Here is a 15,765-nt window from a genome sequence, read left to right as displayed (position 1 = left end):
TTTTGTATTAAGGTTGGCGAACGGCATATTTTTTACTATCATAAAAGATAAGAGAAATAAACTATAGGTGCTGGTGTATCAAAATGTTACTTAAAAGTATTGTTGGTTAGAAGAAATGAAAGCTATAAATAGTTTCACTTTATTTCTGGAGAGGAGAAGGTATTGAAATCATGTTAAGATCTGAAGAAATTTCTAAGTGGTTTCGTAATTTACAACATTCGAAAAAACTAAGTTGGATTTCTTACGTTTTATTAGGAGCAGTGCTGTTTTTTGCACTTATGAATAATGTAAAACCAGAGCAATTAGATGTTGATATGTATTCTATTGCAAAAAAAACAATTCATTCTCCTATTAAAATTGAAGATAAGGTTATAACGGACAGAAAAAAACAAGAGGCCGCTCAAAAAGTTGGAGATCAATATACATATAGAAGTGAATATAAACAAAATAGAGTAGATATTGTAAATGATGTTTTTGCTAAGGTAAATGAAGCAATTCAAGAGATGAAAGCTGCTGGACCTGAAGAGCAAAAAAAGATGACCGATGCAAATAAATTAGAAAAATTGAAGAAGAAGTTGCCATCTAATTTAACAAAGGAATTATCTGATGAGAATTTATTATATTTTATTAATGCAGAACCGGATCAATTAGAATTAGCAAAGAACGCGGCTCTAACGTCTATTAGTGTTATTATGGGTGGAAATATTAAAATGTCCGAAGAAATAGCAGCAAAAGAGCGATTTGTTAATGAAATGAAAAGCCTTAATGTGAATAGTGGATTGAAGGAAGCTGTGAACGCGCTAGGATCATATGCGATTACAGCAAATTATTTTTATGATCCGGCTGTAACGAAAGAGAAGAAGAAAGCGGAAGAAGATTTAATTCCACCTGTTTATATTCTTCAAGGACAAGTTATTGTTAGAGAAGGTGAAACAATTTCAAGTGATATGTATAATCAGTTGAAATTAGTCGGTTTATTAGAGAAAGGTAATAGTTTTCAGCCTTATGTTGGATTAGCAGTGCTCATTGGTGTGTTACTGTACTTTATGCATAAGCAGTTTGAAGTATTTTTACAGCGTAAAAGAGAAGATAGACCGTATATTTTAGCGTATATTACAATTTTATCTATCACGATTGTTTTAATGAAAACGATTAGTTTGTTTCAAAAGCTTGAATATGCAGGAATTGCGTATGTTGTCCCGGTTGCGATGGGAACAATACTTGTAAAACTAATGATTGGCGACCGATTTGTATTTTTAACAAGTATGATTTTTTCTGTGTGCGGAAGTATTATGTTTAATGAAGGGGTAACAAGTACACTGAATTATAGTGTAGGTATTTATGTGTTGTTAAGTTCATTATCAGTAAGTATTTTCTTAAGAGAAAAAAATCGTCGTACGATGATTTTGCAAGCTGGTATACTCGTTTCTATCTTAAATGTGGTCGTCTTAGCAGCGTTATTATTATTACGTAATGGGAATTTTTCACCTCTTGAAATTGGAACGCAATTATTGATGGCTTCCGTTTCAGGAATTATCTCATCCGTTTTGGCTATGGGGATATTACCGTATTTAGAGAGTGGACTTGGAATTGTATCAAGCATGAAGCTTATGGAACTATCAAGTCCGAATCATCCGCTTTTACGTAGAATTTTGTTAGAAGCGCCAGGAACGTATCACCACAGTGTAATGGTAGCGAATCTTTCTGAGGCAGCGTGTGAAGCGGTTGGAGCAAATGGTGTATTAGCACGTGTAGGGGCGTATTATCATGATGTAGGAAAAACAGTACAACCGCAATTTTTTATTGAAAACCAGATGGGAATTGAAAATCCACATGATAAATTAGATCCTGTGACGAGTAAAGATATTATCATTGCTCATGTAACAGATGGAGTCAGAATGCTCGAAGAATATCATATTCCGCAAGAAATTATCGATATTGCTGGACAACACCATGGTACAACATTACTTAAATATTTTTATTATAAGGCGATTAAAGAAGATAAAGAAAAATATACAGAAGAGATGTTTCGCTATCCGGGATCAAAAGCAACTTCTAAAGAGTCGGCAATTGTTGGTATTGCTGATAGTGTTGAGGCGGCGGTACGTTCTATGAATCACCCAACGCCAGATCAAATTAATAATTTAGTACAAAGTATTATTAAAGATCGCCTGCAAGATGGTCAATTTAGTGAATGTGATTTGACGTTTAAGGAACTACAAATCGTTGGAAAAACGTTATGTGAAACGTTAAATGGTATTTTCCATTCGCGTATTACATATCCGGAACCACCGGAAGAGAAGGAGAAAGAATGAGTTTATTAATTGATTTCATTGATGAAACAGAAGAAGTGAAAGAAGAATATGTGAATTTAATTCGTGAGATATTAGAAAAAGCAGCTCAAATGGAAAAAATAGAGGATGGTGCGGAGTTATCAGTGACATTTGTAGATAACGAACGCATTCGCGAGATTAATCGTGATTACCGAGATAAGGATCAGCCTACTGATGTCATTTCCTTTGCTATGGAAGAAATGGGAGAAGGAGAAATGGAAATTGTAGGTGCAGAGATGCCTCGTATGTTAGGTGACCTTATTATTTCTATTCCGAGAGCGAAAGAACAAGCTGAAGAGTATGGACATTCTTTTGATCGTGAACTTGGCTTTTTAGCGTTACATGGCTTTTTACATTTACTTGGTTATGACCACATGACAGAAGAGGATGAAAAAGAAATGTTTGGAAGACAAAAAGAAATTTTAGAGGCATTTGGATTAGGTCGATGAAAAAAGGAAAACTTATAAATAGTTTTGGATATGCTATAGCAGGTATATTCTTTTGTCTTCGTCATGAACGCAATATGAAAATTCATTATGTAGCCGCAGTCATTGTTATATGCTGCGGCTTTTATTTCCATATTACGAAAGTAGAGTGGATGGTATTACTTATTGTAATAGGAATTGTAATGAGTTTAGAGATGGTAAATACGGCTGTGGAAAAAACAGTAGATTTAGCGACTACCGATATACATCCGTTTGCGAAAATTGCAAAGGATGTCGCAGCCGGATCGGTTTTATTGTTTGCGATAATAGCCGTTATAATTGGTGCTATTATCTTTTTGCCGTATGTGGTATAGTTGCATTCCAAAGCTTTTATGAAGCTTTGAAAGTGCCGTAAAGGCCTTTAATGAGAGAGTGTATCTATTCACAGCTGTGGACAGGAAGGATGCGGGAATATGAATAGTAAACAATTAATTCAAGAAGCAATCGAAGCGCGTAAACAAGCGTACGTACCATATTCTAAATTTCAAGTAGGTGCAGCATTATTAACACAGGATGGAAAAGTATATCGTGGATGTAATGTTGAGAATGCATCATATGGCTTATGTAATTGTGCAGAAAGAACAGCTTTATTTAAGGCGGTTTCTGAAGGAGATAAAGAGTTTTTAGCTATCGCGATTGTGGCGGATACAAAGCGTCCAGTACCTCCTTGTGGAGCATGTCGACAAGTTATGGTAGAATTATGTAAACAGGATACGAAAGTATACCTATCAAATTTACATGGTGACGTTCAAGAGACGACAGTCGGAGAATTGTTACCAGGAGCATTTTTAGCGGAGGATTTACATGAATAGAAAAGGTTATAAATCAGGTTTTGTCTCTATTATTGGCAGACCGAATGTTGGGAAATCTACATTTTTAAATCGTATTATCGGCCAGAAAATTGCCATTATGAGTGATAAGCCACAAACAACTCGTAATAAAATTCAAGGCGTATATACAGAAAATGATTCACAAGTAATTTTCATTGATACACCAGGAATACATAAACCTAAACATAAATTAGGCGACTTCATGGTGAAGATGGCTCAAACGACATTAAAAGAAGTTGATATTGTTCTGTTTATGGTCAATGCAGTTGAAGGATTTGGTCGCGGTGAGGAATTCATTATTGAGAAATTAAAAGAAACGAAACAACCAGTATTTTTAGTAATTAATAAAATTGACCAACTTCATCCAGAGCAATTATTAGAGTTAATTGATCAATACCGTAAACTATATGAGTTTGCAGAGATTGTACCAATTTCTGCATTAGACGGCAATAATGTGGATGCTTTAATTGGAACAATTAAAAAGTATTTACCAGAAGGACCGCAATACTATCCAGATAATCAAGTAACGGATCATCCAGAGCGATTTATTATTTCAGAGCTTATTCGTGAAAAAGTATTACATTTAACACGTGAAGAAGTGCCGCACTCTGTAGCGGTTGTTATTGATGCAATTCAAAAACGTGAGGGAGGAGCGGTTTATATAAACGCAACGATTGTTGTTGAACGTGCATCACAAAAAGGAATTATTATAGGTAAGCAAGGAAAGATGTTAAAAGAAGTCGGTAAGCGAGCTCGTTTTGACATTGAAGCATTACTTGGTTCTAAAGTATTTTTAGAAGTATGGGTAAAAGTGCAAAAAGATTGGCGTAATAAAATGTCTCAGCTTCGTGACCTTGGTTTCCGCGAAGACGAGTACTAAAATAGAGTAAAGCTGTAATCAGCGGATGTTTTGTTCATCCGCTGATTATTGGTTTTTATGAGTTTTGATAAATTAGGAAAAATTTTTCTCACATGAAAATGGACAAAATGGGTCAATTTAATAACAACAAAGGAAATTGGTTTATAGGCTACGCTTATTGAGAAAGGTGGATTCTTATGCTAGATTTTACCTGGAAGTTTTTCTCCAAAACAGGAAGCATTGAAACGTACTTGCTTTTGAAAGAAATGGAAAAAGACGTAAACGATGAGATGGATCAACATGAAGAGGAGCTAGCGCATCTAGACTCTCCAATTTCTTGACCCGTTTTGTTCAAACCTTGGATGGTGACGAACATGTTTCAAAAAGTTGAGGGCATCGTTATCCGTACGACAGATTACGGAGAAACGAACAAGATTGTTACAATATTCTCAAGAGAATTGGGTAAGGTAAGTGCAATGGCAAGAGGAGCGAAAAAACCGAAAAGCCGGTTAGCATCTGTTTCGCAACTTATGACCCATGGTAATTTTCTTATTCAAATGGGATCTGGACTTGGAACTTTGCAACAAGGCGAGATTATTTCAACTATGAAAGAAATTCGCGAGGATATATTTTTAACTGCTTATGCATCATTTATTGTTGAGTTAACTGATAAAGCAACAGAAGATAAAAAACATAATCCATATTTATTTGAAATGTTATATCAAACGTTGCATTATATGTGTGAGGGTGTTGATTCAGAAGTATTATCATTAATTTATCAAACGAAAATGCTTCCGGTATTAGGGATGCGCCCGTACTTTGATACATGTGCGATTTGTCATCAAGAAACAGATTTTGTCGCCTTCTCTGTCCGGGAAGGCGGTTTTCTGTGCTCGCGTCATGCTGAGCAAGACCAGTATCGTATACCAGTGGGGGAAGCTGTTCATAAATTATTACGTCTTTTCTACCACTTCGATTTACATAGACTTGGCAATGTATCGGTGAAGGATAGCACAAAAAAACAAATGCGTTTAGTATTGAATACATATTATGATGAATATTGCGGGATTTATTTAAAGTCAAGACGTTTCTTAGAACAACTTGATAAGTTTCAAATATAATTTGGGGCCGTATACGGTCCTTTTTACATCCTATCTTTTTCAAATAGCATATTTAGTATATAATATTTAAGAGATAGTATAACTTTTTTCGTTGTGCATTAAAGGTGGTGATTATCATAGAGCTGAATAAACGGCAAGAACATATCATTCAGATTGTAAAAGATCACGGTCCTATTACAGGGGAGTCAATTGCTGCGCAATTAGGATTAACACGTGCAACACTAAGACCAGACTTAGCAATTTTAACGATGGCTGGTTATTTAGAAGCGCGTCCACGCGTAGGTTATTTTTATACGGGTAAAACCGGGGGGCAGCTATTATCTGAGGCTGTTAAGAAAATTAAAGTACAAGATTATCAATCTAGACCAGCTGTAATTGATAAAAATGTATCAGTATACGATGCGATTTGTACAATGTTTTTAGAGGACGTAGGTACCTTATTTGTTGTAGATCAGGCGATTCTATTAGTTGGTGTTGTGTCTCGTAAAGATTTATTAAGAGCTAGCCTTGGAAAGCAGGATTTAACCTCTCTTCCGGTTAATATTATCATGACAAGGATGCCAAACATTGCGATGTGTCGTAGAGAGGATTCTTTATATGATATTGCGATGGAATTAATAGAAAGACAGATTGATGCGATGCCGGTTGTGAAAGATACGAAGCAAGGTTTAGAAGTGATTGGACGAATTACAAAAACAAATATTACACGTGCGTTTGTAAACTTAGTAAATAACGAATAAGTGTAATTTGTTTAAAGTGAGGTAATATAATGGATAATAAAATCGTATATGTCGTATCTGACTCTGTTGGAGAAACGGCTGATTTGGTTGTTCGAGCAGCGATGGGGCAATTCCCATTTGCTCCTGATATTAGACGTGTACCGTATGTAGAAGATACAGGGACATTAAAAGAAGTGATTTCGATTGCTAAGAGCAATCAAGCGCTTATTTGTTTTACGTTAGTAAAGCCTGACATGCGTCAGTATTTAGTGACAGAGGCTGCGAAAGAAGGCGTAGAGGCATATGATATTATCGGGCCTCTTATCGATCAAATTGAAGAAATTACTGGGCAAGTACCAAGATATGAGCCGGGTGTTGTTCGTAGATTAGATGAAGAATACTTTAAAAAGATTGAAGCGATTGAGTTTGCTGTAAAGTATGATGATGGTAGAGACGCGCGTGGTATTTTAAAAGCAGATATCGTGTTGATTGGGATTTCGCGCACATCAAAAACACCGCTTTCTCAATATTTAGCTCATAACAAACGTTTGAAAGTTGCTAATGTACCGCTCGTACCAGAAGTAGATCCGCCTGAAGAGTTATATCAAGTGGCTAAAGAAAAATGCTTCGGTTTGAAAATTACGCCAGAGAAGTTGAATCATATTCGAAAAGAGCGATTGAAATCACTTGGACTAAGTGATGGTGCAACATATGCCAATATTAATCGTATTAAAGAAGAAATTGATCACTTTGAGAATGTAGTTGGTAAAATAAATTGTCAAGTAATTGATGTATCGAATAAAGCGATTGAAGAAACAGCCAACATTATTGTGAATGCAGTGCAAAACCAAAAATTGTTTTAGCACATTTACCAAAGGTGAATGTGCTTTTTTCGCTCGTGAGAAACACAATACCTGTTGATTTCGTAATAGATTATAGCGGAGTGGTTATACTTATATTCTTCTGTCTTTTTATTATGCTAAAGGCAGGGTTTCGTTATCCTGAAATAGAAGATGAAAAAATAAAGGGATATGTAGCGTAGTTGAAGAAAATATATTATAATAAAAAATTGTGATAAAAACCTATATTTTACGTTTAGACTTTAATTTTTCAGAATAAACTAGGGATAGGATTTACGAAAAGACATGTAATTACGTTAAATCGACAAAATCTATACAAGAAAACGCACATTATGGAAGGATTCGCAGAAGGGATGTAGAATACAGAAATATGCAAAACATCAATATCGTATTAGTTGATGCAGATGCATAGCCTGTGAATGCTGAAAATTGTGCAAGTTGGAACGAAAGTTCATGTCGAAATTTTGTTTGTCACATCGTATGCTCATCGTTTAAGGAAGTAGCAAGGAAAATTGGATCTATGTAGATACTGAATAAGCTACAGTTGATTTTTTATATGTATCAACATGCAAAAAACAGATCTCTTGATCACATAGGATATGGTGCTTGCTAGTCTTCTTGTAAAAAAATTGTATATGTATTGTCTCCAGGAGGTACATTTGTAACAGGTGAGCAAATGGATACAATTTTATATAGTAGGTACGTATCTGCGAAATTACGCAGAAAAGGGCCTACAAAATCGTTTGATAACGTGATCGACAACACTTTCTAATAAGTTTAGAAAAAATATTGTCGAATTATAAAGGAATTTTTTAATTTTTATCGAATACAAAATACGACACGGAGATGGATTTATGGGGAACAGAATTCCCGAAGAAGTTGTTGAACAGATTCGGACGTCATCGGATATTGTAGAAGTGATTGGTGAATACGTTCAACTTAGAAAACAGGGGCGTAACTATTTTGGCCTTTGTCCATTTCATGGTGAGAATTCTCCTTCATTCTCTGTTTCATCTGATAAGCAAATTTTTCATTGCTTCGGATGTGGAGAAGGTGGAAATGTATTTTCCTTTCTAATGAAAATGGAAGGATTGGCTTTTACCGAGGCTGTTCAAAAGCTAGGTGAAAGAAATGGAATGGCGGTTGCAGAGTATACATCAGGGCAAGGACAACAAGAAGACATATCTGATGACACTGTCATCATGCAACAGGCTCATGAACTTTTGAAAAAGTATTATCATCATTTATTAGTAAATACAGAAGAAGGAAATGAAGCACTTTCGTATTTGTTAAAACGTGGTATTACGAAAGAGATGATTGAGAAGTTTGAAATTGGTTATGCGTCACCTGCTTGGGATGCAGCAACGAAAATTTTACAAAAAAGAGGTTTATCGCTGTCTAGTATGGAACAAGCTGGTCTTCTCATAAGAAGCGAGAAGGATGGTAGTCATTATGATCGCTTCCGTGGAAGAGTTATGTTTCCAATCTATACGTTACAAGGTAAAGTGATAGCGTTTAGTGGAAGGGCATTAGGAGATGACACTCCGAAATATTTAAATAGCCCTGAAACACCGATTTTTCATAAAAGTAAATTGTTGTATAACTTCCACCAAGCGAGGCCTTTTATTAGAAAACGTGGGCAAGTGGTCCTTTTTGAAGGGTATGCTGACGTAATGGCTGCGGTAAAAAGTGGTGTGGAAGAAGCTGTCGCGACAATGGGAACAGCTTTAACTGAAGAACAAGCAAAACTTCTGCGACGTAACGTTGAAACTGTTGTTCTTTGCTATGATGGTGATAAAGCAGGGCGAGAAGCAACGATGAAAGCAGGGCAATTATTGCTAAAAGTTGGTTGCCAAGTGAAAGTTACATCCTTGCCAGATAAGCTTGATCCTGATGAATATGTGCAACAATATGGGACAACTGCTTTTGAAAATCTTGTGAAATCAAGTATAAGTTTTGTTGGTTTTAAAATAAATTATTTGCGTTTAGGGAAAAATTTGCAAGATGAGTCTGGCAAAGAAGAATATGTGAAAAGTGTTTTAAAAGAGTTATCGTTGCTACAGGATGCGATGCAGGCAGAATCATATTTGAAGTCATTATCGCAAGAATTTTCGTATTCAATGGAAACTCTTTTGAATCAATTGCACCAATATCGCAAAGAACAAAAGGTACAGCAAAAACAAGTAAAGCAGGTTTCTAAGCCGTCTCAAATTGTTCAAACAAAACCGAAGTTAACAGGTTTTGAAAGGGCAGAAAGAGAAATTATTTATCATATGTTGCAAAGTCCAGAAGTGGCTGTTCGTATGGAATCCCACATAGAAGATTTTCATACAGAAGAACATAAAGGGATTTTATATGAACTATACGCATATTATGAAAAGGGAAATGAACCTTCAGTCGGAACATTTTTAAGTTGGCTCTCTGATGAAAAGTTGAAAAATATTATCACTGATATTTCGACGGATGAATTTATTAATCCAGAATACACAGAAGAAGTGTTACAAGGCCATTTGGAGACGCTCACCCGTCATCAAGAAAAACTTGAAAAGATGGAAATCATCTTTAAGGTAAAACAAATGGAAAAAACAGATCCTGTAGAGGCTGCTAAGTATTATGTAGCATATTTACAAAATCAAAAAGCGAGAAAATAGCTTTTTTGATAAATTTTTAGTATAATGAATGTTTGTATCTCGCGTAAGGAGGGGAACAGATGGCTGACAAACCAGCTCGTTCTAAACAAATTGAAACTGAAATGACCCTTGAGCAAGTGAAAGAACAACTCACTGAGCTCGGAAAAAAACGTGGCGTTCTTACATATGAAGAGATTGCAGAACGCATGAATGGATTTGAAATTGAATCCGATCAAATGGATGAATACTATGAATATTTAGGTGAACAAGGGATTGACTTAGTTGGTGATAATGATAACGACGAAGGTCCTAATAATCGCCAAATTACAAAAGCGGAAGAAGAATTTGACCTTAATGATTTAAGTGTACCACCTGGGGTTAAAATCAATGATCCCGTTCGTATGTATTTAAAAGAAATTGGTCGTGTAGATTTACTATCTGCAGAAGAAGAAATTCGACTTGCAACGCGTATTGAAGAAGGCGATGAAGAAGCGAAACGTCGTCTTGCAGAAGCAAACTTACGTCTTGTAGTAAGTATTGCAAAGCGCTACGTGGGCCGTGGTATGCTTTTCTTAGACTTAATCCAAGAAGGGAATATGGGTCTAATTAAAGCGGTTGAAAAGTTCGATTATCGTAAAGGTTTCAAATTTAGTACGTATGCAACTTGGTGGATTCGCCAAGCGATTACACGTGCGATTGCAGACCAAGCACGAACAATTCGTATCCCAGTTCATATGGTTGAAACGATTAATAAGTTAATTCGTGTACAACGTCAATTACTACAAGATTTAGGACGCGAACCATCTCCAGAAGAGATTGGTGAAGAAATGGATCTTGCTCCAGAAAAAGTACGCGAAATCTTAAAAATTGCACAGGAGCCAGTTTCTCTTGAAACACCGATCGGTGAAGAAGATGACTCCCATTTAGGTGATTTTATTGAAGACCAAGAAGCAACATCGCCTGCGGACCATGCAGCGTATGAATTGCTAAAAGAACAATTAGAAGATGTGTTAGATACACTAACAGATCGTGAAGAAAATGTTCTACGTCTTCGTTTTGGTTTAGATGATGGACGAACTCGTACGCTTGAAGAAGTTGGGAAAGTATTCGGCGTAACGAGAGAACGTATCCGTCAAATTGAAGCAAAAGCACTTCGTAAATTAAGACATCCAAGCCGTAGTAAGCGTCTTAAGGATTTCTTAGAATAGGCTACCTTTAAGTTTACTTCACCTTTGTGAAGTAAACTTTTTTATTTTGTTAACTTTTGTTAAACTTTAGCTATCAGCAACGATTACAATTTCTTGTAATTTATTTTACAGAATTGTCTTTTGATTTGCAAATGCTCATTTTTCGATTTTTCGATTAATTTTGTGTATTCTATACAAAAATATATGTAGAAAAGTGAAAAATATGATGAGAAACGTTAATAATTATCGAAATAATAAGCGATATAACAATAAAAAACAATAAACTGAATTTATGGAATATTTTTAACGATTAGTAGTTTACTCTTTTCTGATAGAGCGTTTTCAAGTACAATAGAAATGACTGAATCATCTAACTATTTAGGGGGATAGAGGGGGGAGAAGAGATATGAAACGTAATCCGCTGATTCCGTTCGCTCTTATTGCAGCATTAGGTATTATCGTTATGTTTGTATTTTCATTTCAGGGGCTAAATAAATCTAAAGAGTTAGCTGATGCAAAAAATGGCGGGAAGCCAGCACAAACAGCATCAAAGCCAGAGGATATTGTGAAACAAAGCTGTACGAGCTGCCACGGTGATCAATTACAAGGGGCAGTAGGACCTAATTTGCAAAAAATTGGTGGGAAACTTTCAAAAGATGAAATTAAAGAAATTCTTTCGAAAGGTAAAGGGAACATGCCACCAAATATAGTCCCAGCTGATCAAGCTGCTAAAGTAGCTGATTGGTTATCGAAGAAAAAATAAAGTTCCGTATGACAAGCCTTTTGCTTAAGCAAAAGGCTTGTTTTTCTATATTTTCTAAAATACGATGAATGATAGAGAAGTGAATTGTTGTTATAGGCTTGCAACAACTACTATAAATTCATTATCATGGAGACAGACTGACAAGAGAAGGAGTAATGGAAATACATGAATGAAGTAAAGCTTTCAAAACGATTAGAAGAAGTTGTGCGTGAAATACCGGTAGGATCTACAGTTGCTGATATTGGATCAGATCATGCGTATTTACCGTGTTATGCAATTATAAATAATATTGCTACAAAAGCAGTTGCAGGAGAGGTTGTAGAGGGGCCATTTCGCTCTGCGCAAGCAACTGTAGCTGAAAGTGGCTTACAAGATAAAGTAGATGTGCGTAAAGGGAATGGATTAGCTGTTATCGCGCCAGGAGAAGTAGATGTAATTACGGTTGCCGGAATGGGCGGGGCGTTAATTCGTGACATTTTAGAAAGTGGTAAAGAAAAATTAGAAGGTGTAACGCGTTTAATTTTACAGCCGAATATTGCAGCGCATCACATTCGTGAATGGTTTATTGAGAATGGATGGGAACTTATCCATGAAAAAATCGTAAAAGAAGATGGGAAAATTTACGAGATTTTAGTAGGAGAGCGAGGAAACATCGCGTCGCCTTATTCTGAAAATAAACAAGCTGAATTGTTTATGGGACCATTTTTAATAAAAGAAAAAAGTGAAGCTTTCGTTGAAAAATGGGAAGGAGAATTGAAAAACTTCCAAAATATTTTAAAGCAGTTAGAACGTGCGGCTGATTCTGAAGAAACAAAAGTGAAGCGTGCGGAAGTAGAAGCGAAAATGAAAATGATAGGGGAGGTTTTATCATGAGTAAAATTCCAAATGGCCATGAAATTATTTCTTTATTTGAAAGTATGTATCCGAAGCATTTGGCGATGGAAGGAGATAAGATTGGCCTGCAAATTGGAGCGCTTAATAAACCCGTACAACACGTATTGATTGCGTTAGATGTAACGGAGGAAGTTGTGGATGAAGCAATTCAATTAGGGGCGAATGTCATTATTGCACATCACCCTTTAATTTTTAATCCGTTAAAAGCGATTCATACAGATAAAGCGTACGGAAGAATTATTGAAATGTGTATTAAAAATGATATCGCCATTTATGCAGCACATACAAATGTGGATGTTGCTAAGGGCGGGGTAAATGATTTACTTGCTGAGGCGTTAGGATTGCAAAATACAGAAGTTTTGGCACCGACATATGCAGAAGAAATGAAAAAAGTTGTTGTGTTTGTGCCAGTAACTCATGCAGAAGAAGTACGAAAAGCATTAGGAGACGCAGGTGCTGGTCATATCGGCAATTATAGCCACTGTACGTTTAATAGCGAGGGTACAGGCACGTTTGTACCTCAAGAGGGAACAAATCCTTATATCGGGGAAACTGGGCAGTTAGAACGCGTAGAAGAAGTGCGAATCGAAACGATAATTCCAGCTTCACTACAACGAAAAGTGATTAAAGCAATGGTAACTGCACATCCATATGAAGAAGTAGCATATGATGTGTATCCACTTGATAACAAAGGTGAAACATTAGGGCTTGGAAAAATAGGATATTTACAAGAAGAAATGACACTTGGACAGTTTGCGGAACATGTAAAGCAATCATTAGATGTGAAGGGCGCAAGAGTTGTTGGGAAATTAGATGATAAAGTGCGCAAAGTAGCTGTACTTGGTGGCGATGGTAACAAATACATCAATCAAGCTAAATTTAAAGGAGCGGATGTATATGTAACGGGTGACATGTATTATCATGTTGCTCATGATGCTATGATGCTCGGTTTAAATATAGTTGACCCAGGACATAACGTTGAAAAAGTAATGAAGCAAGGTGTACAAAAGCAATTACAAGAAAAAGTGGATGCAAAGAAATTCAATGTACACATTCATGCTTCGCAATTACATACGGATCCATTTACATTTGTATAAGAAAAATAAAAACCGTTGCTCATATAGGCAACGGTTTTTATTATTGTTCTTTTTTCACTTTTACACGAGGTAATATTTTTTGTAATGGTACTTTTCGAACTCTCTCCCATGTAGCGGGATTCATTGGATCATATTGATCTAAGAAAGCGATAACTTCTTTTGTAATTGGAGTTGGAGTAGAAGCACCTGCTGTAACAGCTACGTTTTCTACACCTTGTAGCCACTCTAATTTAATCTCACTTACGTCTGCAACGCGATATGCTTTCGTACCAGCGATTTCTTGTGATACTTGTGCTAAACGGTTTGAGTTGTTACTTTTCGGATCACCGACAACAATTGTTAAGTCTGCAACATCAGCTTGTTTAGCGACAGCTTCTTGGCGAACTTGAGTTGCTAAACAAATTTCCTTATGGAATTCTGCTGTTGGGAATTTTTTCTGAATGTCCTCCATTAAATGTTGAACATCCCATTGGCTCATCGTTGTTTGATTTGTAACTAAAATTTTATCTGTTGGAATTTCTAATGTTTTTAAATCATCAGCTCTTTCGATAAGGTGAACGATGTCAGGTGCAATACCAACTGCGCCTTCTGGTTCTGGATGATTTTTTTTGCCGATATAAATGACATGGTAACCTTCAGCTTTCTTTGCTTCAATAAGGTCATGTGTTTTTGTAACATCTGGACAAGTGGCATCGATTGTCGTTAAACCTTTTTCTTTTGCACGTTGTTTAACTTCTGGAGAAACACCGTGTGCAGTGAAAATAACAGTACCAGATTCGATTTTATCTAAAATTTCTAATCGACTTGGACCGTCTAATGTAATGATGCCATCTTCTTCGAATGCATCTGTTACATGTTTGTTGTGAACAATCATACCTAAAATATAAATAGGTCTTGGTAATGATGTATCTAATGCGGCGTTACGTGCAATAACCATCGCGTCCACAACACCGTAGCAATAACCACGAGGGGAAATTTTAACAATTTTCATATGAGTAATCCTCTCCTTCTAAACAAGGGATACTTTTGTGCATAGTCTTTTACATTATAAAGGAGGAATGGATAGAAAACAAAGGATTGTTACACATATAGTTTTGGTTTTGTTGCTATTTTTTGAACAGGCTCCTCTCGTAATTCTTTTTCTATGACAGGCTCAATCACTATTTTTTTTCTTTTTCTTTTTTTTTGTGGAGGAGGCGGAGTTGCTACCTCAACCTTTTCTGTTATGTCTTCAGTTGGATTTTTAGTTGGATTTTCTTCCGTACTTTTTCCAGAGGTGAGGATTTTAACAATGCTTGGTAGGTTACGCATAATAGGACCGTACTGTTCGACGACAGGGCTTACAGATTGAACGACTTGGGATACTTTTTCAATATTGTTTATCATATTAGTTGGATTCGAAATTAAATTTGCAAAAAAACTGCCGATGCCGCTACTTGATGCTGCTGTAGTTGCTGCACCGCCGCGCGTTTCATTTGATTCATACATTTGAGGGGGAATCATTTGCTCTGGATGTTGTTGCATGTATGGTTGATATTGTTGTGAGTATTGCTGCGGGTATTGTTGTTGGTATTGGTATTGTTGTTGATATTGGGGCGGCGGTTGCTGGTGCATCATTGGCGGCGGTCCATCCATTTGTCGATAAGGTGGAACCATTTGCATGAAAGGCTCGGTTGGATCGTGTTTTTTAAAGAGTTTAGCAAGGAAACCTTTCTTTTTTTGCGCCATCGGTGGTAGTTGTGGAATTGGATATGGTGTATAAGGTTGCTGTCCTTGATTCGGATACATTTGCCTTGTGTGGGATTTGGGAAACATGTGAGAAATCCTCCTTTCTTCAGTTAGGTATATACACATACAATATGCAATAAGAGGGAAGAAGGTTAGTTTTTGAAGTAAAAACCTAAACTAAAGATGGATTTTACTTGTAGATTTCGATATAATGTAGACTTGGCTGATTTGTGCGCGCAGTAGAAATTTAGAAAGAAGG

Annotated in this window: 16 protein-coding genes; 14 read left to right on the top strand and 2 right to left on the bottom strand. The window is 36.2% G+C overall.

The genetic code is table 11. The features are described 5' to 3' along the window. Positions 1 to 170 precede the first annotated feature (170 nt). From ACLBWW_RS03120 to ACLBWW_RS03055, 14 genes are all read left to right on the top strand, one after another. Positions 171 to 2,315 (top strand): HD family phosphohydrolase, encoded by a 2,145-nt coding sequence (locus ACLBWW_RS03120; RefSeq protein WP_048541521.1) that lies wholly within the window; start codon positions 171 to 173, stop codon positions 2,313 to 2,315. Next, the gene (ybeY, locus tag ACLBWW_RS03115; protein WP_000054689.1) at positions 2,312 to 2,782 is read left to right on the top strand and encodes an rRNA maturation RNase YbeY; all 471 of its coding nucleotides are present in this window, start codon (positions 2,312 to 2,314) and stop codon (positions 2,780 to 2,782) included. The genes ACLBWW_RS03120 and ybeY overlap by 4 nt, the downstream gene beginning before the upstream one ends. After that, complete coding sequence (locus ACLBWW_RS03110; RefSeq protein WP_000715485.1) at positions 2,779 to 3,132, top strand: diacylglycerol kinase family protein; 354 nt, start codon at positions 2,779 to 2,781, stop codon at positions 3,130 to 3,132. Before ybeY ends, ACLBWW_RS03110 begins: the two co-directional genes overlap by 4 nt. 99 nt (positions 3,133 to 3,231) lie before the next feature. Continuing rightward, positions 3,232 to 3,630 carry a cytidine deaminase gene (locus ACLBWW_RS03105; RefSeq protein ID WP_048541523.1) on the top strand — a complete coding sequence of 133 codons (399 nt, stop codon included), beginning with the start codon at positions 3,232 to 3,234 and terminating at the stop codon, positions 3,628 to 3,630. Beyond that, positions 3,623 to 4,528, top strand: a complete 906-nt coding sequence (gene era / locus ACLBWW_RS03100) for a GTPase Era (RefSeq protein ID WP_001080239.1) — start codon at positions 3,623 to 3,625, stop codon at positions 4,526 to 4,528. Before ACLBWW_RS03105 ends, era begins: the two co-directional genes overlap by 8 nt. Positions 4,529 to 4,704: 176 nt before the next feature. After that, positions 4,705 to 4,848 carry a YqzL family protein gene (locus ACLBWW_RS03095; RefSeq protein ID WP_000883924.1) on the top strand — a complete coding sequence of 48 codons (144 nt, stop codon included), beginning with the start codon at positions 4,705 to 4,707 and terminating at the stop codon, positions 4,846 to 4,848. A 33-nt stretch (positions 4,849 to 4,881) separates the two neighbouring features. Further along, the gene (gene recO / locus ACLBWW_RS03090; protein ID WP_000487012.1) at positions 4,882 to 5,628 is read left to right on the top strand and encodes a DNA repair protein RecO; all 747 of its coding nucleotides are present in this window, start codon (positions 4,882 to 4,884) and stop codon (positions 5,626 to 5,628) included. A 107-nt stretch (positions 5,629 to 5,735) separates the two neighbouring features. After that, positions 5,736 to 6,368, top strand: a complete 633-nt coding sequence (locus ACLBWW_RS03085) for a helix-turn-helix transcriptional regulator (RefSeq protein ID WP_002077328.1) — start codon at positions 5,736 to 5,738, stop codon at positions 6,366 to 6,368. A 29-nt stretch (positions 6,369 to 6,397) separates the two neighbouring features. Beyond that, on the top strand, positions 6,398 to 7,210 hold the full coding sequence (locus ACLBWW_RS03080; RefSeq protein ID WP_000368941.1) for a pyruvate, water dikinase regulatory protein: 813 nt from the start codon (positions 6,398 to 6,400) through the stop codon (positions 7,208 to 7,210). Positions 7,211 to 8,061: 851 nt separating this feature from the next. Then, complete coding sequence (gene dnaG, locus ACLBWW_RS03075; RefSeq protein WP_048541525.1) at positions 8,062 to 9,858, top strand: DNA primase; 1,797 nt, start codon at positions 8,062 to 8,064, stop codon at positions 9,856 to 9,858. Positions 9,859 to 9,917: 59 nt separating this feature from the next. Further along, on the top strand, positions 9,918 to 11,045 hold the full coding sequence (rpoD, locus tag ACLBWW_RS03070; RefSeq protein ID WP_000764061.1) for an RNA polymerase sigma factor RpoD: 1,128 nt from the start codon (positions 9,918 to 9,920) through the stop codon (positions 11,043 to 11,045). Positions 11,046 to 11,430: 385 nt separating this feature from the next. After that, positions 11,431 to 11,787, top strand: coding sequence for a cytochrome c550 (gene cccA / locus ACLBWW_RS03065; protein WP_000828145.1), 357 nt, complete (start codon positions 11,431 to 11,433; stop codon positions 11,785 to 11,787). A gap of 165 nt (positions 11,788 to 11,952) precedes the next feature. Continuing rightward, a complete protein-coding gene (locus ACLBWW_RS03060; protein ID WP_098047955.1) occupies positions 11,953 to 12,660 on the top strand; it encodes a tRNA (adenine(22)-N(1))-methyltransferase in 708 nt (235 codons plus the stop codon). Further along, positions 12,657 to 13,778, top strand: coding sequence for a Nif3-like dinuclear metal center hexameric protein (locus ACLBWW_RS03055; RefSeq protein WP_098047954.1), 1,122 nt, complete (start codon positions 12,657 to 12,659; stop codon positions 13,776 to 13,778). The genes ACLBWW_RS03060 and ACLBWW_RS03055 overlap by 4 nt, the downstream gene beginning before the upstream one ends. Before the next feature lie 40 nt (positions 13,779 to 13,818). Here ACLBWW_RS03055 and ACLBWW_RS03050 read toward each other — a convergent pair whose 3' ends face one another. After that, positions 13,819 to 14,769: a 4-hydroxy-3-methylbut-2-enyl diphosphate reductase gene (locus tag ACLBWW_RS03050; RefSeq protein ID WP_000706674.1), complete on the bottom strand. Its 951-nt coding sequence runs from the start codon at positions 14,767 to 14,769 to the stop codon at positions 13,819 to 13,821. Between the two features lie 89 nt (positions 14,770 to 14,858). After that, complete coding sequence (gene vrrA / locus ACLBWW_RS03045) at positions 14,859 to 15,593, bottom strand: VrrA/YqfQ family protein (RefSeq protein WP_048541532.1); 735 nt, start codon at positions 15,591 to 15,593, stop codon at positions 14,859 to 14,861. Between the last annotated feature and the right edge of the window lie 172 nt (positions 15,594 to 15,765).

The organism is Bacillus sp. M5A3_1b (assembly GCF_053345335.1).
Note: the sequence above shows the minus strand (reverse complement) of the source record. Positions and strands in the feature narration are given on the sequence as shown.